Source organism: Nonomuraea sp. NPDC059023 (assembly GCF_042740095.1).
In the GTDB taxonomy this organism is placed as follows: Bacteria; Actinomycetota; Actinomycetes; order Streptosporangiales; family Streptosporangiaceae; genus Nonomuraea.
The window spans coordinates 19847-40796 of sequence record NZ_JBHYIO010000042.1 but is presented as its reverse complement, the minus strand read 5'-3'; the positions used below and the strand labels follow the sequence as shown (position 1 = coordinate 40796).

21 protein-coding genes are annotated in these 20950 nt (G+C 72.0%); 12 read left to right on the top strand and 9 right to left on the bottom strand.

Annotated elements, in window-relative coordinates; genetic code table 11:
- Positions 1–63: 63 nt before the first annotated feature.
- Complete coding sequence (locus ACFWYW_RS47870) at positions 64–1161, top strand: MFS transporter (protein ID WP_379623463.1); 1098 nt, start codon at positions 64–66, stop codon at positions 1159–1161.
- 60 nt (positions 1162–1221) lie between these two features.
- Here the strand turns inward: ACFWYW_RS47870 and ACFWYW_RS47865 are convergent, their stop codons facing one another.
- The 3 genes from ACFWYW_RS47865 to ACFWYW_RS47855 form a co-directional block, all read right to left on the bottom strand.
- Complete coding sequence (locus ACFWYW_RS47865; protein WP_379623465.1) at positions 1222–1593, bottom strand: hypothetical protein; 372 nt, start codon at positions 1591–1593, stop codon at positions 1222–1224.
- Between the two features lie 85 nt (positions 1594–1678).
- The gene (locus tag ACFWYW_RS47860) at positions 1679–2107 is read right to left on the bottom strand and encodes a hypothetical protein (protein WP_379623467.1); all 429 of its coding nucleotides are present in this window, start codon (positions 2105–2107) and stop codon (positions 1679–1681) included.
- Between the two features lie 243 nt (positions 2108–2350).
- Entirely contained in the window at positions 2351–3013 is a 663-nt protein-coding gene (locus ACFWYW_RS47855) for a response regulator (RefSeq protein ID WP_379623469.1), read from the bottom strand.
- A 120-nt stretch (positions 3014–3133) separates the two neighbouring features.
- On the opposite strand from ACFWYW_RS47855, the gene ACFWYW_RS47850 reads away from it, so the two are divergent.
- Entirely contained in the window at positions 3134–4309 is a 1176-nt protein-coding gene (locus ACFWYW_RS47850) for a sensor histidine kinase (RefSeq protein WP_379623471.1), read from the top strand.
- Positions 4310–4311: 2 nt separating this feature from the next.
- Here the strand turns inward: ACFWYW_RS47850 and ACFWYW_RS47845 are convergent, their stop codons facing one another.
- Positions 4312–5310, bottom strand: coding sequence for a LacI family DNA-binding transcriptional regulator (locus tag ACFWYW_RS47845; RefSeq protein ID WP_379623473.1), 999 nt, complete (start codon positions 5308–5310; stop codon positions 4312–4314).
- Between the two features lie 134 nt (positions 5311–5444).
- Here ACFWYW_RS47845 and ACFWYW_RS47840 point away from each other — a divergent pair, with 134 nt between their 5' ends.
- Genes ACFWYW_RS47840 through ACFWYW_RS47820 form a run of 5 tightly spaced genes read left to right on the top strand, consistent with a single transcriptional unit; the run spans position 5445 to position 11909 of the window.
- Positions 5445–7184, top strand: a complete 1740-nt coding sequence (locus ACFWYW_RS47840) for a glycoside hydrolase family 13 protein (RefSeq protein ID WP_379623475.1) — start codon at positions 5445–5447, stop codon at positions 7182–7184.
- Entirely contained in the window at positions 7181–8500 is a 1320-nt protein-coding gene (locus tag ACFWYW_RS47835; RefSeq protein ID WP_379637854.1) for an alpha/beta hydrolase, read from the top strand. The genes ACFWYW_RS47840 and ACFWYW_RS47835 overlap by 4 nt, the downstream gene beginning before the upstream one ends.
- Before the next feature lie 9 nt (positions 8501–8509).
- A complete protein-coding gene (locus ACFWYW_RS47830) occupies positions 8510–9700 on the top strand; it encodes an extracellular solute-binding protein (RefSeq protein ID WP_379623479.1) in 1191 nt (396 codons plus the stop codon).
- Complete coding sequence (locus ACFWYW_RS47825) at positions 9700–11079, top strand: ABC transporter permease subunit (RefSeq protein WP_379623481.1); 1380 nt, start codon at positions 9700–9702, stop codon at positions 11077–11079. The genes ACFWYW_RS47830 and ACFWYW_RS47825 overlap by 1 nt, the downstream gene beginning before the upstream one ends.
- The gene (locus ACFWYW_RS47820) at positions 11076–11909 is read left to right on the top strand and encodes a sugar ABC transporter permease (protein ID WP_379623483.1); all 834 of its coding nucleotides are present in this window, start codon (positions 11076–11078) and stop codon (positions 11907–11909) included. Before ACFWYW_RS47825 ends, ACFWYW_RS47820 begins: the two co-directional genes overlap by 4 nt.
- A gap of 123 nt (positions 11910–12032) precedes the next feature.
- On the opposite strand, the gene ACFWYW_RS47815 is transcribed toward ACFWYW_RS47820, so the two are convergent.
- Both ACFWYW_RS47815 and ACFWYW_RS47810 read right to left on the bottom strand, forming a co-directional pair.
- The gene (locus tag ACFWYW_RS47815; protein WP_379623485.1) at positions 12033–12443 is read right to left on the bottom strand and encodes an ATP-binding protein; all 411 of its coding nucleotides are present in this window, start codon (positions 12441–12443) and stop codon (positions 12033–12035) included.
- A 229-nt stretch (positions 12444–12672) separates the two neighbouring features.
- Entirely contained in the window at positions 12673–13023 is a 351-nt protein-coding gene (locus ACFWYW_RS47810) for a MerR family transcriptional regulator (protein WP_379623487.1), read from the bottom strand.
- 59 nt (positions 13024–13082) lie between these two features.
- On the opposite strand from ACFWYW_RS47810, the gene ACFWYW_RS47805 reads away from it, so the two are divergent.
- Both ACFWYW_RS47805 and lexA read left to right on the top strand, forming a co-directional pair.
- A complete protein-coding gene (locus tag ACFWYW_RS47805) occupies positions 13083–14018 on the top strand; it encodes an NAD(P)-dependent oxidoreductase (RefSeq protein WP_379623489.1) in 936 nt (311 codons plus the stop codon).
- Positions 14015–14671: a transcriptional repressor LexA gene (lexA, locus tag ACFWYW_RS47800; RefSeq protein WP_379623491.1), complete on the top strand. Its 657-nt coding sequence runs from the start codon at positions 14015–14017 to the stop codon at positions 14669–14671. Before ACFWYW_RS47805 ends, lexA begins: the two co-directional genes overlap by 4 nt.
- 1 nt (position 14672) lies before the next feature.
- Here lexA and add read toward each other — a convergent pair whose 3' ends face one another.
- Positions 14673–15605, bottom strand: a complete 933-nt coding sequence (gene add / locus ACFWYW_RS47795) for an adenosine deaminase (protein ID WP_379623493.1) — start codon at positions 15603–15605, stop codon at positions 14673–14675.
- Positions 15602–16534, bottom strand: a complete 933-nt coding sequence (locus tag ACFWYW_RS47790; RefSeq protein ID WP_379623495.1) for a nucleoside hydrolase — start codon at positions 16532–16534, stop codon at positions 15602–15604. The genes add and ACFWYW_RS47790 overlap by 4 nt, the downstream gene beginning before the upstream one ends.
- A gap of 69 nt (positions 16535–16603) precedes the next feature.
- On the opposite strand from ACFWYW_RS47790, the gene ACFWYW_RS47785 reads away from it, so the two are divergent.
- The 3 genes from ACFWYW_RS47785 to ACFWYW_RS47775 all read left to right on the top strand — a co-directional run bounded on the left by ACFWYW_RS47785 (position 16604) and on the right by ACFWYW_RS47775 (position 18520).
- Positions 16604–17584, top strand: a complete 981-nt coding sequence (locus tag ACFWYW_RS47785; RefSeq protein WP_379623497.1) for a LacI family DNA-binding transcriptional regulator — start codon at positions 16604–16606, stop codon at positions 17582–17584.
- Positions 17585–17663: 79 nt separating this feature from the next.
- Positions 17664–18029 (top strand): metalloregulator ArsR/SmtB family transcription factor, encoded by a 366-nt coding sequence (locus ACFWYW_RS47780; RefSeq protein ID WP_379623499.1) that lies wholly within the window; start codon positions 17664–17666, stop codon positions 18027–18029.
- Positions 18026–18520: an SRPBCC family protein gene (locus tag ACFWYW_RS47775; protein ID WP_379623500.1), complete on the top strand. Its 495-nt coding sequence runs from the start codon at positions 18026–18028 to the stop codon at positions 18518–18520. The genes ACFWYW_RS47780 and ACFWYW_RS47775 overlap by 4 nt, the downstream gene beginning before the upstream one ends.
- Positions 18521–18563: 43 nt before the next feature.
- Here ACFWYW_RS47775 and ACFWYW_RS47770 read toward each other — a convergent pair whose 3' ends face one another.
- Complete coding sequence (locus tag ACFWYW_RS47770; protein ID WP_379623502.1) at positions 18564–20927, bottom strand: cellulase family glycosylhydrolase; 2364 nt, start codon at positions 20925–20927, stop codon at positions 18564–18566.
- Positions 20928–20950: the final 23 nt, after the last annotated feature.

Genomic DNA, 20950 nt, shown 5'->3' with positions numbered 1-20950 from the left:
GGCATGAGTTGGCGACATTGACCTGAACCGAGGCTCTACGCCTACACCTTCACCGCGGAGTTCGTGCTCTTCTACCCGGTCTACGCGGTGTACTTCACCCAGACCGGCCTGTCGGCCGCCGAGGTCTCCTCGCTGTTCGCGATCTGGTCGGTGGCCGGGTTCGTGCTGGAGATCCCGTCCAGCGTGTGGGCCGACCGGTTCTCGCGCCGGCGCCTGCTGGTGCTCGCGCCGCTGGTGACCTCGGCCGGGTTCGCGCTCTGGACGTTCGTGCCGGCGTACTGGGCGTTCGCCGCCGGGTTCGTGCTGTGGGGCGCGGGGGCGGCCATGCAGTCGGGCACGTTGCAGGCGCTGGTCTACGAGGAGCTCGGCCGCCTTGGCCGGACCGGTGACTACGCGCGGCTGATCGGGCGCTCCGAGGCGCTCGCCTCGCTCGCCGCCGTCGCGGCCAGCCTGCTGGCCGCGCCCGTCCTCGCCGCCGGCGGCTATCTGGCGGTCGGCCTGGCCAGCGTCGCGGTCGGCCTGCTGGGCGCCCTCACCGGAAGCCTGCTGCCCGAGTCGCGCCCGCCCGCCGCCGAGCGCGCCGAGGAGTCCTACCTGTCCGTCCTGCGCACCGGCCTTTCCGAGGTACGGCGGGCGCCGGCCGTCGGCCGGGTCCTGGTGCTCCTCGCGGTGGTGACCGGGCTGACCTCGATCGATGAGTACCTGCCGCTCCTGGCCACCGCCGGTGGGGCCACGACGCCGATGGTCGCGTTGCTGATCGGGCTGGTGATCGCGGGCATCGCGGCGGGCGGCTGGCTGGCCGGGTACGGCGCCCGGCTGCTGCCCCTGATCCTGGCGGCCGGCGCCCTGGCACTCGGCGGCGGCGCGGTCTTGAGCGGGCCCGGCGGTGGCGCGGCTGGGCTCTGGGCGGGGTTCGTGGCGATCGCGGTGGCGTTCGCGGCCTTCTACTGGGCGGTCGCGGTGCTGGACGCGCGCCTGCAGGACACGATCGGCGACGAGGCGCGGGCGACCGTGACCTCGATGGCGGGGCTGGGATCGGAGGTGGCGGCGCTCGGGGTGTTCGCCTTCTACGGGTTCGGATCGGGGTGGGCGCCGCCGTGGGTGCTGGTCGCGCTGGTGGCGGTGCCGTACCTGGCGATGGCGGTGGCGAGCCGCCGATGAACGGGGGCCGGGCGGCGGCGATCACAAGCGTCGCCGCCGCCGTCGGCGGGTCCTGGTGGACTAGCAGGAGCGGGAGAGCGCGCAGTAGATGGGCCGCTTGAGCTTCTTGATGATCTTCTTGTACACGTACGGGATGTCGTTCTCGAAGATGTCGGAGTAGGTGTTCCAGCCGCCTCGCGCGCCCTGTTCCAGCTTCCTCCACACCCACAGGCCGCCGGAGCGCACCAGCGCCTCGCAGGCCAGCCGCATCTTCCAGCCCTTGGCCCGGCTGCAGGCGCCCAGGGCGGCCAGTTCCGCCGAGTTCCCGGACATGACGGCGGCGGCCGAGACGGGCACCGGCTGTGCCGAGGCCGCGTGCGCGGTGGCCGGTGCGCCGATGCTCAGGACGGCCGCGGTCAGGAAGGCCGCCGCCAGCTTCTTGGTGTGTTTCATGTTGCGCCCCTTCGTGCTCGTTCGCAGATCGATGGCAGGAAGGTAGGGCGCGGCGGGTTGAAGAATTGTTGAGCGCGTGTTGAGCTCAGCCCGGCCGGGTCGTCGAGGCCGTCCTCCGGTCCGCGGGAACGTCCGGGTTGCTGCCGAGGGCGATGAACCAGCGGCCGTCCTGGCGCTCCAGGGTCAGCGTCTCGCTGTACCTGCCGCCGGTTCCGGCCCCTGCCAGCTCGGCCCGTACCGCCTTCGGCGTGATGTCGCTGCTGAGCTCGACGGAGGTCAGCTTGATCGCCTTTCCGCCGTACGCGGCCAACCGCCGCCGGATGTCTTCTGCGGGGTCGTTGAGCGGCGGCGCGAGCCGGGCGACGGCCCGGTGGTCGGCGGCGTTGAGCCCGGCGACGTAGGCGTCGACCGCGGCGCGCGGGTCGGCCGCCCCGGGCTCCGGCTGGGTGCCGCACCCGGCCGCGAGCAGGTATCCGGCGAGCGCAACGCATGCGAATGACGGGATACGGGACATGGTGCGGATCCTAACGCCGGCCTACCGCGGAAGGTTGACCCTCGTACCGCCGAAGTCGCAGGGAAAGTTCGATCTTCGGCGGTATGGGCGGGGAAGCGATGCCCTCGTAGCCTCGTGTGGGTCTGGACCGCCGCGACCGGCCTCAGCACCGGAGACCGTCCGCGGCCACGACGTGACGCGTTCGCTCGGCGGCCCGCACGGGGGCGGGGCCGGCTGCTTCGGGTCACGGCGGCGGCGCGCCCGTCACTGGCGCCGGGGCGCCACCAGGCCGCACTCGTAGGCGAAGGCCACCGCCTGGGCCCGGCTGGACAGCCCCAGCTTGGCCATCGCCCGGTTGAGATGGGTCTTGACGGTGGCCTCGCTCACGATCAGCCGGGCGGCGATCTCGCCGTTGGACAAGGCGCGGCCCACGAGCGTGAGCACCTCGGTCTCGCGGCCGGTGAGCGGGGCCAGGTCCGGGATGGGCCCGGCGGCGTCGGGCTCGGGCTGGAAGGTCTCGATGAGGCGCTGGATGAGACCGGGAGAAAGGAGGCTGTCGCCGGCGGCCACGGTGCGGATGGCGGCCAGCAGGCGTTCCGGCTGCGTCTCCTTCAGCAGGAAGCCGCACGCTCCGGCGCGCAGCGCCTGGTAGACGTACTCGTCGATGTCGAAGGTGGTGAGGATGAGCACTTGGGGCGGTGGCTGCTCGGCGGCGGCCAGGATCTGCCGGGTCGCGCTGATGCCGTCCGAGACGGGCATCCGGATGTCCATGAGGATGACGTCGGGCCGGGTGGTGGCGGCCAGGGCCACGGCCTCCTCGCCGTCGCTCGCCTCGCCGACGACCTCCAGGCCGGGAGCGGCGCGGATGAGGGCGGCCAGCCCGGCGCGGATCAGGATCTGATCGTCGGCGACCAGCACCTTGATCATAAGTGTCACCAGCCAGTCGTCCGCCGCGGGGCCTACGTGGGTACCAGCAAACCATGATCTTCCAGCAAAGCGTGACATGTCAGTACAGCGCGATCAAGCCGAACGGTGACGATGCGATCCATGCCCCCGCCCGCGGCCCTCGTCGCCTTCGCCAGGAAACATCCCACGTTCGTCGACGGCCTGCTCGCCATGACGCTGACCTGGGGTTCCTGGGTGTGGCCGGTGCTCGCCCCGCATCCGCTCGACCGCCGGCCGGACGCGCTCGCGCTTCTGCTCTGCGCCCTGGTCAACCTCCCGCTGACCTGGCGCAGGCGGTGCCCGGCGCCGGTGCTGGTGATCTCCTGCGCCGCGGCGTTCGCCTACCACGCCTTGGGCTTCCACTATGGGGCGAACTCGATGGGCCCGCTGCTCGCGCTGTACTCCGTCGTCGTCCACCACTCCCGGCGGGCCGCCCTGCCCGCGGGCGCGCTCGTGCTGGCCGAGTGGATCTACGCCAACGCCCTGCCGGGACAGGCGTGGACGGCCGCCTGGTACTCCGCCATCGTCATCGGCTGGACCGTCGCGTTCGCGTTCGGCATGCGCACGCTCAAGGTGCGCAACGCCCAGCTCGCCGACCTGGCCGACCAGTTGCGCAGGGAGAAGGCGGTCGCGGCCAGGCAGGCGGTCACCGAGGAACGGGTGCGCATCGCGCGGGAACTGCACGACGTCGTCGCCCACCACATGTCGGTGGTCTCCGTACAGGCCGGGCTCGGCCACTACGTCATCCGGTCGGACCCGGCCACGGCCGAGGACACGCTGCGCACCATCGCCGAGACCAGCGGCGAGGCGCTGGCCGAGATGCGCCGCATGCTGTCGGTGCTGCGCATCGAGGTGGACGACGGCACCGCGCAGCCGTACAGTGCGGCGCCGAGTCTTGACCACCTCGACGGCCTGGTGCAACGCGTGCGGGCGGCAGGTGTCGAGACGGAGGTGACGGCCGGCGGCGAGCGGCGGGCGATCTCCTCGGGCATGAGCCTGTGCGTGTACCGCGTCATCCAGGAGGCGCTCACCAACGTCATCAAGCACGCGCCGGGGGCGCGGGCCGAGGTGTCGCTGCTGTACTCCGGCGACACGCTGAGCGTGAGCGTGCGCAACGACGGCCGCCCCGGCGCCCCGCCGCCGGGACCGGACGGGCACGGGCTGATCGGGATGACCGAGCGGGTGAAGCTGTACCACGGCTCGCTGAGCGCCGGACCCCTGCTGACCGGCGGCTTCGTGGTCCGCGCCACCTTTCCGCTGACCGCGGGGGAGGGGTGAGGTCAGGCGGGCGGGCCCGTGGATCCGCGCGCCACGAGGGCGGGCGGGAAGACGTGGTCGACGTGCGGGGTGTGGTAGCCCTGCAGGCGTTCCCACAGCGCGGTGGCCACGGCGCCGGCCATCTGCTCCACCGGCTGGCGGACGGTGGTGAGCGGCGGGTTGCTGTGCGCGGCGAGATAGGTGTCGTCGTAGCCGACCACCGACAGGTCGCCGGGCACCGACAGCCCCGCCTGCCGGGCGGCGGCCAGGACGCCGAGTGCCATGAGGTCGCTGCCGGCGATGACCGCCGTGACGCCCGCGTCGATGAGGCGCAGGCCCGCGGCGTGGCCGCCGGTCAGCGAGTAGTCGGTCTCGGCGTAGAGGGCGTCGTCCACGGAGCCGAACCAGCGGCGCATCTCCCGGCCGTAGCCGCGCAGGCGGTTCTGGGAGGGGCGCAGGTAGCCCTGGCCGCCCGCGAGTCCGATGCGGGTGTGGCCGAGCGCGCGCAGGTGGGCGACGGCCATCGCGGCCCCCGCGGCCTCGTCGGTGGTGACGGTCGAGACGGGCAGGTCGGGAACGTGCCCGCCGACCAGCACCATCGGCAGCTGCTGCTGGTGTAGCTGCCAGTAGAAGCCGTGGTCGGCCGAGGGGTTCGCGTGCCGCCCCGAGACCAGGACGAGCCCCTGGATGCGCTGCCGGACCAGCGAGGCGATGTAGTCGAGCTCGGTCGGCCCCTGCTTGGTGGAGCTGCCGATCAGCGCGGTGACGCCGTGCCCGCCGAGCTTGGTCTCGATGGCCCCGGCCAGCAACGGGAAGACCGGGTTGTCCAGCTCCGGCACGATGATGCCGACGAACGGCTGCGACACCGGCGCGGGCGCGACCATGCCCTGCTCACGCATAGCCTGCAGCACCCGGGCGCGGGTCTCCTCCGCGACCCCGGGACGGTCGTTGAGCACGCGGCTGACCGTCGCCGCGCTGACGCCGACGCGCTTGGCGATCGTGCGAACCGACAGTCGTGCCACGGGGACTCCAGAAACCGTTGAAACATGTTGCGCGACGTTGCCGCACCTGAGGGAGGCTGCTTAGGCTCCTGACCATCAAAGCAGGTAAAGGGAGCGTTAACAGCATGGTCCAGCCGGAAACACTTTGCAACACAGTGGCACACCACGACGGTTCGCCGCTGTATGTCTCCGACCCCTCGCCCGGACTGGGCGACCGGGTCGAGGTGTTCGCCCGCACGGCCGGCGCGCTGGGGACCCGGCGCGTCTTCGTCCGCAGCGCCCCCGACGGCGAGCCGGCGTTCACCGAGGCGACGGCCGACCGCGTCACCCCTGAGGAGACCTGGTGGCGGGCCACGCTGCGGGTGGTCAATCCCGAGTGCGGCTACCGCTTCCTGCTGCACACCGACTCGGGACCGCTGTGGCTGAGCGCCGCGGGACTCTCGCGCACCGAGGTCACCGACGCCGCCGACTTCACCCTCACCGCCTACCCGCCGCCGCCCGCCTGGGCCGCCGACGCGGTGATCTACCAGATCTTCCCCGACCGGTTCGCCCGTTCCGAGCGGCCGCGCGGCCCCCTCCCGTCGTGGGCGCGCCCCGCCGCATGGGACGAGCCCATCCCGTACGGCAGGCCGCACGCCCTCCAGCAGATCTACGGCGGCGACCTGTGGGGCGTGGCCGAGCGCCTCGACCACGTCGAGACCCTGGGCGCGAACCTCGTCTACCTCACCCCGTTCTTCCCCGCCCGCTCCAACCACCGCTACGACGCCAGCACCTTCGACCACGTCGACCCGCTCCTGGGCGGCGACGAGGCGCTGAAGTCGCTCACCGCCCAGGCCCACGCCCGCGGCATGCGGGTCATCGGCGACATCACGCTCAACCACTCCGGCGACGCCCACGACTGGTTCGTCACGGCCAGGAACGACCACGCCAGCAGGGAACGGGACTTCTACTACTTCGACGGCGACGACTACGCCACCTTCGCCGGGGTGAAGAGCCTGCCCAAGTTCGACCACCGCTCGGCGGAGCTGCGCCGCCGCCTGGACGCCGTGATCGCCCGCTACCCCGAGGAATACGGCCTGGACGGCTGGCGCGTCGACGTCGCCCAGTCCGCCGGACGCCACGGCGCGGTCGAGCTGAACGCCCAGGTCGCTACCGCCACCAGGGCGGCGCTCGGCGACGACAGGCTGCTGCTGGCGGAGAACCAGTTCGACGCCTCCTCCGCGCTGCGCGGCGACGGCTGGCACGGGACCATGGCCTACGCCGGCTTCGCCCGCCCTGTGTGGTCGTGGCTGGCCAGGGAACGTTCCACCGAGTTCTGGGGCACGCCGGGCCCCATCCCGGCCTACGGCGGCCACGACCTGGCGGCCGTCATGCGCGCGTACGCCGCCCGCATCCCCTGGCGCTCCCACGCGCACAACCTCACGCTGCTCGGCTCGCACGACACCGCCCGCTTCCGCTCGATCGCCGGCCGCGACCACCAGCACCTCGGCGCCGCCCTGCTGTTCACGCTGCCCGGCCTGCCCATGGTCTTCGCCGGCGACGAGGTCGGGGTCGAGGGCGTGCACCTGGAGGACGGCCGCCGCCCCTTCCCCTGGGACCCGGCCGCGCAGGACCACGGCACCCACCGCCTCTACCGCGAGCTGATCGCCCTGCGCCGCGGCCGGGAGGCGCTGCGCCGCGGCGGGCTGCGCTGGCTGCGCGCCGAGCGGGACGTGGTGCTCTTCGAGCGGGCGGCGCCGGGGGAGACGCTGCTGATCCAGGTCAGCAGGAACGCCCACGTCCCGATGCCCGCACCCGCCGCGCTCGCCGGCCTGCTCGGCGCCCCCGACCTCGCACCGGGCGAGCCCATGCCCGCCGACGGGCCCGCCTTCCACATCTGGGAGACCGCACGATGATCGAAACCCTGACCGGCGTCCGCTCGCGGGCGCTGGGCAACTCCCGCGACGTCTTCGTCTACCTGCCGCCCGGCCACGACCCGGCGGCGGGGCCGTACCCTGTGGTGATCTTGCAGGACGGGCAGCACGTGTTCGCCGGAGCGGGCCTGAGCCCGAGCTGGCGGGTGGACGAGACGCTCGACGACCTGATCGGGCGCGGTCTGCTGCCGCCGCTCGTCGCCGTCGGCGTCTCCAACGCCGGTGACCAGCGCGGCAACGAGTACTCGCACGTGGCGCCCTACCCGCGCGACCCGGACGGCGTGTGCAGGGGCGAGCTGTACGAGGAGTTCCTGATCGGGGAACTGCTGCCGGCGCTGCGCGAGCGTTACGCGGTCACCGCCGACCCGGCCGCCACCGCCGTCATGGGCTCGTCGATGGGCGGGCTGGTCAGCTACCACCTGGCCTTCCGGCGGCCGGAGGTGTTCGGCCTGGCCGCGGCGCTCTCGCCGTTCCTCGTCTTCGTGGACCCGCGCACGCTCGAAGAGACCCCCGTCTACCGGCGCTTCGAGGCCCGCGGCCCGCGCCGGGTCTGGCTGGACATCGGCGGCATGGAGGGCCTGATCATGGTCAGGCCGGTCCGCGAGCTCGCGGAGCACCTGCTCGACCTCGGCTACGCGCCCGACGAGGAACTGCGCTACCTGCACGAGCCGTCCGCGCCGCACCACGAGGACGCCTGGGCAGCGCGCGCCGGCAGCGCGCTCCTGCATCTCTTCGGTACGGCGGGCCCGCCCGTCCTGCTGTCGGCCACCGGCGGCGAGACCGCCACCGGCCAGGACCTCGACGTCGCGCCCATCGCCGAACGCGCCGACGGCTGCGTGTACTCAGCCCTCGGCGCGCAGGTGACCTGGCAGCCGGCCGGCCCGCTCAAGAGCGCCGGCCACGCCCTGCTCCAAGGCGTCGAACCCGGCGCCGCGCGGGTCGTCGCCCGCACCGGCGAGCTGGAGGTGAGTGAGCGGGTCACCGTCGTCGACGGCGCCCCCGGCGCGCTGCTCGACGTCACGGTCGTGGTCCCCCTCGACACCCCTGACGACTCGCCCGTCTACTTCTCCGGCCTGGTCACCACCAAGGTCGCGCCCGGCGTCCACCACGGCGTCTGGCGGCTGCCGCGCGGCGTCGGCCTGAACGGCACCGTCGGGCGCGGCTGGCGCCGCGACGGCCTCGACACCGACGGCTTCCCCATCCGAACCCCCCTGAGGCACGACGCGGACCGGCGCGTGTGGGTACGCGTCGCGAGCTGGAGCGATCCGGCCCAGAACGACCCGCACGCCGGATCCTGAGGAGCGACCATGCGCAAGCTCACCGTACTCGCGGCCACCACTCTGCTCGTCGCGGGCTGCGCCGCGGAGAAGTCGGCGGCCCCGCCCCCCGCCACGCTCACCGTCTGGGCCGACGACAGCCGGGCCGCGCCGTTGCAGCGGATCGCCGCGACGTTCGAGAAGGACCGCGGCGTCCGGGTCAAGATCGTGCAGAAGGCCATGGGCAACCTGCGCGACGACTTCGTCTCCCAGGCACCCTCCGGCCAGGGGCCCGACGTCATCGTCGGCCCGCACGACTGGCTGGGCAAGCTGGTGCAGAACGGCGTCGTCGCGCCGCTCGACCTGTCGGCCAAGGCGGCGCTGTTCTCCGCGGCGGCCATGCGGGCCATGACCTACGACGGGCAGACGTACGGCCTGCCGTACGCGATCGAGAGCGTGGCCGTGCTGCGCAACACCAAGCTCGTCCCCACCGCGCCCGCCACCTTCGACGAACTGGTGGCGCGCGGGAAGAGCCTGGTGAAGGCGGGTAAGAGCACGTATCCGGTCGGACTGCCCGTCGACCCCAAGGCGGGCTCGCCCTTCCACCTGTACGCGCTGCAGACCTCCTTCGGCTCGCAGGTCTTCGGCCCGGACGGCGAGCTGGAGATCGACAACCCGGGCGGGCTGAAGTTCGCGGCCTACCTGAAGCGGCTGGCCGCGGACAAGGCCGTCTCGACCTCGCTGACCGGCGACATCGCGACCAACGCCTTCGTCAAGGGCGAGACGCCGTTCCTGGTCACCGGTCCGTGGGACGCGCCCGCGCTGGCCAAGGCGGGCGTGCCGTTCGCCGTGGACCCGGTGCCCCCCGCGGGCCCGGAGAAGGCGCGGCCGTTCGCCGGCGTGCAGGGCTTCTTCGTCAGCGCCAAGAGCGCCAACCCGATCCTGGCCAACGACTTCCTCGTCAACTACCTGGCCACGCCGCAGGCGCAGAAGGCGCTGCACGCTGCGGGCGGGCGGCCTCCGGCGATGACCTCGGTGCGCGAGGAACTGGCCGGTGACCCGGTCCTGGCCGGGTTCGCCGAGGCCGCCGCCGACGGCGTGCCGACGCCGAACGTGCCCCAGATGGACGCCGTCTGGGCCGACTGGGGACTGTCCCAGCTCGCGATCATCACCGGCCGGGGCGAGCCCGCCGAGCTGACCAGGAAGGCCGCGGAGCGCATCCGCGCGAAGATCGGGTCCTGATGCGCGCGCTTCGCTTTCTGCCGCTCGCCGTCGCCGACGCGCTGGCCGTCTACGGACTGGTGGCGCTCGGCGGGCAGCGCTCGTGGTGGATGTTCGCGCTGCTGCTGGCCGGGACGGTGGCCGTCAACGCGATCTACCTGAGCAAGCGGGCGGTCCCCGCCAAGTACCTGGCGCCGGGGATCGTGCTGCTGCTGATCTACCAGGTGTACGTGGTGCTCTACACCGGCTACGCCGCCTTCACCAACTACGGCGACGGCCACAACGCCACCAAGTCCGACGCGGTCGCGGCGATCCTGGCCGCCAGCGAGGTCAAGACCGGCGAGAGCCGGCCGATCCGGGTGGCGGAGAAGGACGGCGAGCTGGGCTTCCAGAGCGGGCCGGGGTGGCGGGCGCTGCCGTACGCGGAGATCGTGGCCAGGCAGGCGGAGATCGTCAAGCTGCGGGTCCCGGCCGAGGGCGGCGTGCTGAAGACCGCCGACGGGGTGACGGCCGCGCTGTACCGGCCCACCCTGACCTACGCCGGCGGCGTCTTCACCGACCGGGCGGGAACCGTCTACCGCGACGACGGGCGCGGCGCCTTCACCTCGGCCGGCGGGCGGTCGCTGAGCCCCGGCTGGAAGGTCTTCGTCGGCACCGAGAACTTCACCAGTGTGCTCACCAACGCCGAGATCCGCGGGCCGTTCCTGGGCGTGCTGGTCTGGACGTTCGTGTTCGCCGCGCTGTCGGTCGCGCTGAGCTTCGGCTTCGGGCTGGTGCTCGCGCTGATCCTGGACGGCTACCGCGTCTACCGCTCGCTGCTGGTCTTCCCGTACGCGTTCCCGGCGTTCATGGCGGCGTTGCTGTGGCAGGGGCTGCTCAACACCGACCACGGGTTCGTCAACGAGGTGCTGCTGGGCGGTGCCACCGTGCCGTGGCTGTCCGATCCCTGGCTGGCCAGGCTGAGCGTGCTGGCGGTCAACGTGTGGATCGGGTTCCCGTACATGTTCCTGATCTGCACCGGGGCGCTGCAGGCGGTGCCGCGCCAGCTCGCCGAGGCGGCCCAGGTCGACGGGGCGGGTCCGTGGCGGGTCCTGGCGTCGGTACGGCTCCCGCTCCTGCTGGCCTCGACGGCGCCCGCGCTGGTGGCCACGTTCGCGTTCAACTTCAACAACTTCAACGTCATCTACATGCTCACCGGCGGCGGCCCCCGCGACACCGGGGCGCCGATCGACGTGGGCTCGACGGACCTGCTGATCTCGCTGGTGTACAAGCTGGCCTTCGGCGGGACCTCACGAAACTACGGCCTGGCCTGCGCGGTCTCGATCCTGATCTTCGCGGTGATCGCGGCGGTGTCGCTGGCCGGGTTCCGGCGGGCCAGGCGGCTGGAGGCGGCGGCATGAAGGTCTGGAGACACCTGACCGGCGTGCTGGCCTCGGTGGTCGCGTTGTTCCCGCTGGTGTTCGTGCTGGCCGCCTCGCTCAACCCGAGCGGGACGCTGACCGGCTCGAACGACCTGTTCGCCGAGGTGACCTGGCAGCACTACGCGACGCTGTTCACCGACGCGCTGCACCCGTTTCCCCGCTGGTTCGTGAACTCGCTGGTGATCGGGGTCTCGACGGCGGCCGGATCGGTGTTCATGGGCGCCTGCGCCGCGTACGCCTTCTCGAGGTTCCGCTTCCGCGGCCGTGAGAGCGGTCTGGTGGGCCTGGTCTTCATCCAGATGTTCCCCCAGGTGCTGGCCTATGTCGCGATTTTTCTGCTTTTGTCGGCATTTAAGGAGGTGTTTCCGCCGCTGGGGCTGGGCAGCACGCTGGGCCTGATCATGGTGTACCTGGGTGGCGCGCTCGGCGTGAACACCTATCTCATGAAGGGCTTCTTCGACTCCATCCCCCGCGAGCTCGACGAGTCCGCCCAGATGGACGGCGCCTCGCACGCGCAGGTCTTCTTCCTGATCCTGCTGCCGCTCGTGCGGCCCATCCTGGTCGTCGTCGCGCTGTTCTCCTTCGTGGCCACGATGAACGACTTCGTCATCGCCGGCCTCGTCCTGACCGACCCCGGGCAGCAGACGCTCGCCGTCGGCCTGTACCAGCTCGTCTCCTACCAGCTCGGGCAGAGCTGGGGCGTCTTCGCCGCCGGCGCCCTCATCGGGGCGCTGCCGGTGCTGATCCTCTTCCAGTTCCTGCAGCGCTACATCGTCGGCGGCCTGACCAGCGGCGCCGTCAAGGCCTGACCGGCCCGCCCCGGGCTGGTGGGGGTGGCGGAGCGGTGTCAGTAGGGGAGCTTGCGCCCGGAGGGGGTGCGCAGATCCTGGTCCTGGCGCGGTGGGCGCGGACGCGGCCGGGGCAGCACGATCTTACGCATCGTGCTCTCCGGACACGGGCAGCTCGAACCACACGGCCTTGCCCTCGCCGGTGCGGACGAAGCCCCAGCAGCAGGCGAGCGCGTCCAGGAGGTAGAGCCCGCGGTGGCCCTCGGCGTGGACGGCCGGCTCGTGCCACGCGGGCGGCTGCGCGCTGGTGTCCTCGACCTCGCAGCGCATCAGGCCGTCGATGAGCCAGACGGTGAGCGTGACCGGGCCGGGGGCGTACCGCAGGGCGTTGGTGACCAGTTCGCTGACCAGCAGCACGCTGGTGTCGGTGTCGTGGAAGCCCCAGCTGTTGAGGTAGCCGGCCGTGTGGCGACGCGCCTCGGCGGCCGAGCGGAAGTGGGGCGGCAGAGACCACGACGCGATCGTGGACTCCTCGGGCGTCGTCAGCGTTTCCATGCCGCAAACCTGACGCTCGCGCTGCTCGGTCGGGCGGGTAGAGGGCAGTGCTGGCACATGGCACTTCCTAATGGTCTTGGTGCTTCCGCACCTGCGGCACGGGATACGTCACCGGACTTGGGGAGGCATCGGTGCTCATCTCGACAGACTAAAAACCGGACATACCTCCACCATGTGCATGATGCACATCCAAACCATTTTGATCAGTGCATTGTGTCGATAAACGCCCTCACGGGGTGGCGGCGATGATGCCGTTCAGCATGGCGCGGGCGCTCTGGAGTTCGGCGATGGCGCCGGTGATGCGGTCGCGTTCCACGGCCAGGACGTCGACCAGCTCCGGGCAGCCGGGGGCGAGGATCTCGCCGCTGTCGACCATGCAGGGCAGCACCTCGGCGATGACGGCGGTGCCGAGCCCGGCGGCCAGCAGCGTCCTGATGCGGGCGACGGCGCGCACGTCGGTGTCGGCGTACTCGCGGTAGCCGCTGGAACGCCGGTGGGGGCGCAGCAGGCCCTGCTCCTCGTAGTAGCGCAGGGCGCGGATGCTGACCCCGGTACGGCCGGCCAGTTCTCCGATGCGCATGTGACCTCCGTCACCAACCTTTGACTCTCACGTCGATGTGAGGGTTTAGCTTAGCCGTCATGACTGATCTTCTTGAAACCGGACATGACACGGCAACCGTGGCGATCATCGGGCTCGGGCCCATGGGACGGGTGCTGGCCGAGGTCTACCTGGACCGCGGGCACCCCACGACCGTATGGAACCGCACCGCCGCCAAGGCCGAGCCGCTCGTCGCCCGCGGCGCCCGGCTCGCGGCGAGCGTGGACGAGGCGGTGGCCGCGGCCGATGTGACGATCGTGTGCCTGAACGACTACGCCGCCACGACCCGGGTGCTCGAGCCGGTGGGGGACGGGTTGCGGGGCCGTACCGTGGTGAATCTGACGTCGGGGACGCCGTCGGAGGCGCGCGAGATGGCGGCCTGGGCCGGTGAGCGCGGCGCGCGCTACCTCGACGGCGCGATCATGGTGCCGCCGCCGCTGGTCGGCGAGCCCGGCTCGGTGTTCCTCTACAGCGGCCCGCGCGAGGTCTTCGACGAGCACCGGGCCACGCTGGCCGGCATGGGCGACCCCCGCTACCTCGGCGCGGCCGTCGAACTGGCGGTGCTCTACAACGTGGGCCTGCTGGAGATGATGTACACCACCATGAACGGCTGGCTGCACGCCACGGCGCTGATCGACGCGGCGGACCTCCCGGTCGGGGACTTCGCCGAGCTGGCGTTCGGCTGGTTCGTGCCGATGATGTTCGGCCCGTCCACGGCCGGGATGGCGGCCGCGCTGGCGGAGGGCAGCTACCCCGGCGACCTCGGCACGCTGGAGATGAACCTCACCGCCCTGGAGCACATCACCCGCACGAGCGTCGAGCAGGGCGTCCCGGCCGAGCAGCCGCGGCTGATGCTGGAGCTCGCCGAGCGGGCCGTCGCGCAGGGCCGCGGCGACCAGAACTACCTCGCGGTATACGAGGTCTTCAAGAAACGCGCGGCAGACGCTGGTTTTCCGGCCTCTAGCATGTCCAGGTGACCTCCTACGACGACGACGCGTTCGAGTACCTGGACTTCTCCGCCCTGCCGCAGCGCCAGCAGCGGATCCTGGCCACGATCCGGGACTGGGCGATCCGGTACGGCTACCCGCCGAGCGCCCGAGAGATCGGCCGGGCGGTCGGGCTCCGGTCGTCGTCGTCGGTGTCGAAACACCTGAGAAGTCTGGAGGACAAGGGTTTCCTGCGCCGGAGCGCCACGATGACCCGGCCCATCGACCTGCGGCTGTTCCTGGGTGGCGCGGCGCCGAAGCAGGACACGGGCCTGGTGAGCGTGCCCGTGGTCGGCGACATCGCCGCGGGCACGCCCATCCCGGCCGACGAGCACGTGGACGACACGCTGACCCTGCCCCGCGACCTCACCGGGCGGGGCACCGTGTTCGGCCTGCGCGTCCGCGGCGACTCGATGATCGACGCCGCGATCTGCGACGGCGACCTCGTCGTGGTACGCCAGCAGGCCGAGGCCCACACGGGCCAGATCGTCGCGGCGATGATCGACGGCGAGGCCACCGTCAAGGTGTTCAGGCGGCGCGGCGGGCACGTCTACCTCGAACCCCGCAACCCGGCCTACGACGTCATCGACGGCGACGACGCCGTGGTGCTGGGCATCGTGGTGAGCGTCCTGCGCAGCGTCTGAGTCATCCGCCGAAGGCGGCGGCGCGGGCGTGCTCCTGGGCCAGGTTTTCCTGCCGTTCGCCCCATCCGGCCGTCTCGCGCAGGCGGGCGAACTCGAGGTCCAGGCTGGTGTCCGAGGTGGTGCGGGCGTCGGTGCTGATCGTCACGGCGAGGCCGGCCGCCAGCAGCCGCGTCGCGGGGTGCCGGGCGAGGCTGGGGACGGCGCCGGTCTGCACGTTGCTGGTCGGGCACATCTCCAGCGTGATGTGGTCGGCGCGGAGCCGTTCGAGCAGGGCCTCGTCCTCGGCGCACCGCACGCCGTGCCCGATCCGGCGGGCGCCGAGCACCTCGACGGCCTCCCACACGCTGGCCGGGCCGGCGGCCTCGCCGGCGTGGACCGTGCACGGCAGGTCCGCCCGGTGGGCGAGGTCGAAGGCGGGCCGGTGCGGCGCTGCCGGGTACAGGCGCTCGTCGCCGGCCAGGTCCAGGCCGCTGACCACCTCGCGCCGCCGGACCGCCGTCTCGGCCACGGCCACGCTCTCGTCCGGGCTCTGATGCCGCAGGCAGCACAGCAGGAGAGCGGTGGAAACGCCCGTCGTCGCGCGGCCTTCCGCGAGGCCCTCGGCCACGGCGGTGACGGCCTCGTCGAGTGTCATGCCCTGGCGGCCGTGCAGTTGCGGCGCGAACCTGGCCTCGCCGTGGACGACGCCGTCGGCGCTCCAGTCCTCGACCAGCTCGCGGGCCGCGCGGCGCAGGGCGTCCGGGGTCTGCAGGACCTGAAGCGGCAGGTCGATGTAGGTGAGGTAGCGGCTCAGGCTGCCGCAGCGGGCGGGCGCGACGACCAGATCCCGCACGGGGCGGTCGAGGGTGAGGCCCTGGCCGCGGGCCAGGTCGGCGACCGTGGCCGGGCGCAGCGAGCCGTCCAGGTGGCAGTGCAGCTCGTGGCGGGTGTTCATGGGCGTACCTCGCGGGCGCAGGCGTCGAAGAGCATGTGCTTGAAGCCCTGCTCGTCGACGCGGCGTACCAGCGTGACGTTGGGCGGGGGAGCGGTGCGGCGGCGGTCGATGATGAGCTGGCCGCGGGTCTCGTCGCCGAGGGCGACGTCCGCGTGTACGGTCTCCCGTTCCAGGACCAGCTCGGGGCGCAGCGCGACGGCCATGGCGAGGGGGTCGGGCAGGTCGTAGCCGGCCAGCCCGGTGACGTCGCGGGCCCAGTCGGCCACGGTCCTGTTGATGCGATGGGCGAACACGGCCAGCGGGGTCCCGAGCTCCTCCAGGCGGCGCTGGTCGGCGGGGGTCATGACGGCGTCCTGGCGGGAGACGTCCCAGCCGATCCAGGTCACGGTCTCGGGCGTGGCCTCCTGAAGAACCACGCGGGCGGCCTCGGGGTCGGCCCAGACGTTGAACTCCGCGGTGGGGGAGATGTTGCCGCGCAGGTCGGCGGCGCCGGCCATGCAGTACACGTGGCGAAAGCGCGACAGCAGCGCGCGGTCGCGCAGCAGCGCGGCGGCGAGGTTGGTGAGCGGGCCCAGGGTGACGAGCGTCAGCTCGCCGGGACGGCGGCGGGGCGATGACAGCAGGACGTCGACGGCGTGGTCCGGCTCGGGGCCGCGCACGGGGTCCGGCAGTTCGTGGCCGCCCATGCCGTCGTCGCCGTGCACGTGCTGGGCGGTGGACATGGGGCGGACGAGCGGACGTTCGCACCCGGCGTGGACGGGGACGTCGGCGCGCCCGGCCACCTGAAGGGTGACCAGCGCGTTGCGCGTGCCCGTGGCGAGCGGCACGTTGCCGGCCACCGTGGTGACGGCGCGGACCTCGCCGGGCGCGGCGAGCGCGAGCAGCAGCGCCACCGCGTCGTCGGAACCGGTGTCGGTATCGATGATCATGCGCACCTCGGGGTCTAATCGTTTAGATTGGCGAAATCTAAACGATGAGCTGTGAGACTGTAAACCGCCATGAACAAGCCGATCACCCTGGCCGACGTAGCCCGCCTGGCCGGCACCTCCACCGCCGTGGTCAGCTACGTGATCAACGACGGCCCCCGCCCCGTGGCCGCCGCCACCCGCGAACGGGTGCTGGCCGCGGCGGCCGAGCTCGGCTACCGCCCCAACCGCATCGCCCGCGCGCTGCGCTCACGCACCACCGGCGTCGTCGGCCTGATCCTGGCCGACGCGCCCAACCCCTACTTCGGCGCCCTGGCGGAACACGTCGAGCAGGCGCTCACCGAGCACGACCGCCTCATGCTCATCGGCAACGCCGGCTACTCCGCCGAACGCCAGCGCCACCTCGTCGAACGCTTCCTGGCCGCCCAGGTCGACGCCCTGGTGATCGTCTCGGCCGACGCCGCCGACGACGTCGCCCGGCACGCGGCGCAGGCCGGGGTGCCCGCCGTCTACCTGCACAACGGCCCGGCGGCCGGCAGCGCGCCCCTGGTCGCCGCCGACAACGAGCACGCGGTACGCGAGGCGCTCGCCCACCTGCGCGCGCACGGGCACCTCGACCCCGCCTTCCTCGCCGGCCCCCACGACACCGGCCCGGTGGGACTGCGCCGGCGGACCTGGCAGGACGGCGCCGCCCCCGGAGCCGTCCCGCTGCGCTCCACCTACTCCCGGGCCGACGCCGACGCCCTCACCCGCCGCCTGATCGCCGACGGAGCCATGCCCCGGGCGCTGATCACGGCGACCGATGAGCAGGCCGTCGGCGTGCTGTCCGGCGCCTGTGCCGCGGGGCTGGCCGTACCGGACGGCCTGGCGGTGATCAGCCTGGACGGGACCCCCGACAGCGCCCACACCGCCCCCACGCTGACCGTCACCCGCCAACCGCTCGCCGCCATGGCCAGGCAGGCGGTCGCCCTTCTGTTCGACCGCGCGGCCCCCGTGCCCGCACCGCGAGCCACCCTCGTCGCGCGCCGCAGCTGCGGCTGCGACCAGCGATAGACCGGCCGGAAATCCGCGAACACCGCTGACAACGGTGCTGGCGTGGTTAACGCGTAACCAGTGTGTTACGCTTCTGCTCGTGGATGAGGTGGCAGGCGCGATCGCCGACCCGGTGCGCAGGGAGATTCTCGTCATGCTGCGCGAAGGGCGAATGTCGGCCGGCCAGATCGCCGGGCGCTTCCGGATCAGCCGACCCGCCGTGAGCCGCCACCTGCGCGTGCTCAGGGAGGGCGGGCTGGTCCACGACGAGCTCGTCGGCAGGCAACGCCTCTACGAGCTCGACACCGGGCGGCTCCACGAGCTGGCCGAGTGGCTCGATCAGTTCTTCGCCGGGCGGCCCGCGTGGGAGCGGCGCCTGGACGCACTGGAGACCGAGGTCTACCGAACCCGCCGCGAACACCGCACGAGCGGCGCGGCAGGAGACGTCAAGGAGGACACCGCATGACACCCCGCCCCACCGCGCGACTTCTGCGCAAGGACACCGAGAACGATCTCGTGCTCACCCGCACCTTCCGCGCGCCCATCGAGGACGTGTGGGCCAGCGTCACCGAGTCCGAGCGCACCGCCCGCTGGTTCGGGCCGTGGGAGGGCGAACCGGGACCCGGCCGGACGATCAAGGTCCAGATGGCGTACGAGGAGCAGTCCCCGTGGATGGACCTGCGCATCGACGCCTGCGAGCCGCCGGAGCGCCTGGCGGCTTCGGCCACCGACGAGCACGGCGAGTGGCGGCTCGAACTGCTGCTGTCGGAGAGCGACGGCACCACGCGGCTGGAGTTCGTGCAGCACTTCGACAGCCTCGACGCCATCGGCGACGTCGGTCCCGGCTGGGAGTACTACCTCGACATGCTCGTGGCCGCCCGCGACGGATCGCCCAAGCCGGATTTCGACGACTACTACCCCGCGATGAAGGCGTACTTCGAGGAGCTGCGCGACTGAGGGACGGCCCCGCCCGCGCCGGGGAGCGGGCGGGGCCGGTGGCTCAGAAGTCGTCAGGAGTACGGACCCGGTCGCGGATCCACACCCCCGCCTCCTTCAGCCGGCTCGTTCCGGTGAACGGGCCGTTCGGGCAGGTGCCGCCGGTGAAGACGGCGCCGGACAGGCCGTCGTCGGAGTAGTTCCAGTTGACCCAGCTGATCTTCTTCTGGGCCATCAGGTCGAGGTACTGCTGCGACATCCCGAAGTTGTTGCCACCGCCGCCGGAGGCGGTCTGCGTGCCGAACTCGGTGACGAACATCGGGATCCGGTCGGCCGCGCGGGACAGCGTGTTGAGGTAGTTGCTCCCGTGCGAGGCGGCGTAGAAGTGGAAGGTGTACATGATGTTGGTCGCGTTGACCGGGTTGCCGGTCACCTCGGTCTCACTGGCGCCGTCGGAGACGCCGAGCGAGGACCAGGCGCGGGTGCCGACGAGGATGGGCGTGTCGGCGTCGATGGCGCGGATCACCGGAATGAGCTGCTCGGCGTAGCTTTTGACCGTCGACCAGGAGACGCCGTTGGGCTCGTTGGCGATCTCGTAGAAGAGGTTCTTCTTGTTGTTGTGCCGCTGGGCGATCTCGGTGAAGAACGTCTTGGCCCTGGACAGGTTGTACATCGGGTCGCCGGGCGTGAGCATGTGCCAGTCGACGATGGCGTACATGCCGCGGGCCGTGGCCTGCTCGATCAGGTTGTGCACCCGGTCGGTGAACAGGCGCGGGTTGGTCTCGTAGCCGTCCTCCTGGATGTACATCGAGATCCGCAGGACGTCGGCCTTCCAGTCGGTGGCCAGGGCGTCGAGCGAGGCGGTGTTGAGGCACTGGGAGTACCACTGCAGGCCGTGCGAGCTCATGCCGCGCAGCTGGATCTGCTTGCCGTTCTCGTTGCAGAGCTTGACGCCGCACACGCGCAGCCGGCCGTTGGCCTCGACCGGGGTGCCGCCGCCGGTGGGCGGCTGCGTGGTGGCGGTGACCGCGTTGCTCGCGGGTGAGGTGTTCCCGGCGGCGTCGCGGGCCCTGACCGTGTAGGTGTAACTCGTGCTCGCGGTCAGGCCGGTGTCGGTGAATGTGGTCCCGGTGACGGTGTTGACCAGCGTGCTGCCCCGGTAGACGTCGTAGCCGGTGACGCCGATGTTGTCGGTGGCGGCGTTCCAGGCCAGCGAGACCGAGCCGGCGGTGGTGGCGGTGGAGCGCAGGTTGCCGGGGGCGCTCGGCGGGGTGGTGTCGCCGCCGCTTCCAGCGGTGCCGTAGACCTGCAGCTCGTACAGGGAGTAACCGTAGGCGGTGCCGCGCTGGGTGCCGTGGACGCGGACGAAACGCCCGCTGCCGGTCACGGCGACCTCGTCGATGCCGCCGTCGCCGGTGGTGGTGCTGTGGACGTCGGTCCAGCTGGTCCCGTTCGCGGAGGTCTGGATCTTGTACGCCTTGCCGTAGGCGGCCTCCCAGGCCAGCTTGACGCGGGAGATGGTGGCGTCGGTGCCGAGGTCGGCCTGGATCCACTGCGGGTCCACGCCCTCCTCGGAGGCCCAGCGGGTGCCGGTGGTGTCACCGTCCACGGCCTTGGCCGCCTCGAATCCGGCGCCTTCGATGGACGAGGCGGTGGCGGGCCTGCCCTGGGAGAGCAGGGTCTCGGTGCTGCCTGGCTGGGTGGTGGCGGTGACCGGGCTGCTGGCGGGTGAGGTGTTGCCGGCGGCGTCGCGGGCTTTGACGGTGTAGGTGTAGGTGGTGGACGGGGTCAGGCCGGTGTCGGTGAATGTGGTGCCGGTGACGGTGTTGACCAGGGTGCTGCCCCGGTGGATTTCGTAGCCGGTGACGGCGATGTTGTCGGTGGCGGCGTTCCAGGCCAGGGAGACCGTGTTCGCGGTGGTGGCGGTGGAGCGGACGTTGCCGGGGGTGCTCGGTGGCGTGGTGTCGCCGCCGGAGGAGGTCTGCACCGCGAACTCCCACAGGGAGTAGCCGTAGGTGGTGCCGCGCTGCGTGCCGTACATGCGGACATAGCGCCCGCTGCCCGACAGGGTCAGCTGGTCGGTGCCGCCGTCGCCGGTGGTGGTGGAGTAGACGTCGGTCCAGGACGTCCCGTCGGGCGAGGTCTGGATTTTGTAGGACTTGGCGTAGGCCGCCTCCCAGGTGAGCGTGACCCCGCTGATCGTGCCGGTGGCGCCCAGGTCGAGCCGGATCCACTGCGGGTCCACGCCCTCCGCCGAGGCCCACCGCGTGGCGCCGTCGCCGTCGATGGCCTGCGACGCCTCGAAGCCGGAGCCTTCCGTCGAGGACGCGGTCGCCGTCACGGCCACCGCCTGGGAGACCGGTGTGCTCAGGAGGGTGAGGGGGAGGGCCAGCACCGCGGCTAAGGCCGCGAGTGTTCGTGGTCTCATCTTGACGTTCGTCCTTCTCTTTG